At 44.1% G+C, this 1,739-nt stretch carries 1 protein-coding gene and 2 pseudogenes; all 3 read right to left on the bottom strand.

The window, feature by feature from the left end; genetic code table 11:
• Positions 1-85: 85 nt before the first annotated feature.
• Positions 86-790, bottom strand: a pseudogene (gene istB / locus ACR2F7_RS13990) (IS21-like element helper ATPase IstB).
• A gap of 54 nt (positions 791-844) precedes the next feature.
• Positions 845-1,495: a Mu transposase domain-containing protein gene (locus tag ACR2F7_RS13985; protein WP_432714168.1), complete on the bottom strand. Its 651-nt coding sequence runs from the start codon at positions 1,493-1,495 to the stop codon at positions 845-847.
• Positions 1,476-1,739, bottom strand: a pseudogene (locus tag ACR2F7_RS13980) (hypothetical protein); the annotation flags it as partial. The pseudogene ACR2F7_RS13980 and the gene ACR2F7_RS13985, both read right to left, overlap by 20 nt.

Genomic DNA, 1,739 nt, shown 5'->3' with positions numbered 1-1,739 from the left:
CTGGGTATTTCGGCGGGATGGTGCCAGTGATTTCGGTCAAACCGTGCCACTTAAAAGATCATACAATGATATAAAAAAGCTGGTATTATTCCTTTTTCAATATTCCCTTTCTTAGGGATTCACCTTTCAGGTCAATTCGGTGTGAGGAGTTTACGATCCGATCCAAGATAGCGTCTGCAATAGTTCCTTCACCACCGATGATTTCGTACCACGCCGATACCGGTATTTGGGAGGAGATTATAGTTGATCTTTTACCATGCCGATCATCTATAATATCCATCAGCGTTTCCCTATCATGATTATCGAAAGCTTGTAAGCCAAAGTCATCCAGTATCAGCAGATCCATTTTAGTTAGTTTTTCCAGCTCCTTGAGGTAGGTTCAGTCAACTTTACTCAATTTCAGCTTTTTGATCAGTCTGGCAGTTGCTGTATAGAGTGTTTTTACTCCGGTAAGGCATGCCTGATGCCCAAGGGCTTGTGAGAGATAGCTTTTGCCCGTGCCGGAAGCGCCACATATAATGATGTTTTCCTTTCGCAGTGTAAAGTCCAGAGTACCAAGTCGTGCGAACATGTTCTTGTCCAGATTTCTTTCACTGGCATAGTTTATGTCGCCAAGACTGGCATTCTGCCTAAAGTTTGCCAGTTTCAGCAACCGATCAATTTTGTTGTTCTCCCGGTCTTCCCACTGATGATCGGTAAGTAAGGCCAGGTATTCGTCGCATGTAATGCCTTCGAACCTGTTTTCCTTTACATACTGTTGGTGTAATTGAGCCATGGCCCCCAGGCGCATGTTACGTAGTTTTTCAACTGTCTGATTGTTCATTTTTCTGATTTTTGATTGTGATTATTCATATGCGGAAGCACCGCGTATATTACTATGAAGAGGTATATGTCGTTTTATGGGTTCGACCTGGTCATCAAATAGCGGCAGTCTGTCCATGTTGTTTTTCAGGATGTTCTTAATGCGCAGGCAAGAGCAGCTATCTGTAGCTAAGGCCCTTTTGCAGGCATTATTGAGCCGCTCAGAGCCATAGGAACGGTTCAGCTGGATAATGCCCAAAGAGCGCTTATAGCTTATTTCTGGGTAATCCTGAGAGGACAGCACCTTTTCTATGCATGCTAAAACGTATTCACCGTGCGGCAACGCTTTTTTCCTGAAGAACTCAGGGCTCCAATCCGAGTAGAACTTATGTGTGCTGCTCAGGTGATCGGTGTTGGTGATATAGCTGCCCTTGTTCAGGTTGCGCTGATGCAGCGCAATTCGCTCATGGTTATAATATATCTCAATGCGGCTTCTGGTGTAATGGATCATTGTCTCTTTTCCGATATACCGATATGGAACACTATAGTAACACTTATCGGGAGAAAAATATGCGTAGCCCATCTTCTGCACCTTGGCTCTTTTATAGTCTTTCATTTCATAGCTACTAAGCGGTAGCTCTTTTAGATACTGACGTTCAATACTCCGGAAGAGTTCAATACGGCTGGATTCCATTCGTTTGAACAAAAGCGTGTTGTAACGCTCCAATAAGACGGCAATTTCCCTTAAGATCTTCCAGAGAAAAGAAAGTCATCTCCCGTAAGGGATAATAGATACGCTGGTAGACCAAATGCACCGCATTCTCAACCAGCGCCTTGTCCTGGGGAGCGTAGCTACGGGTGGGATTGATGACACAATTATAATGGCGGGCAAAGTCTTTAAAGCTACGGTTGACATCGGCTTCGTATTTACTCGATCT

The sequence above is a fragment of the Pedobacter sp. genome (assembly GCF_045628745.1).
Classification (GTDB): Bacteria; Bacteroidota; Bacteroidia; order Sphingobacteriales; family Sphingobacteriaceae; genus Pedobacter.
Note: the sequence above shows the minus strand (reverse complement) of the source record. Positions and strands in the feature narration are given on the sequence as shown.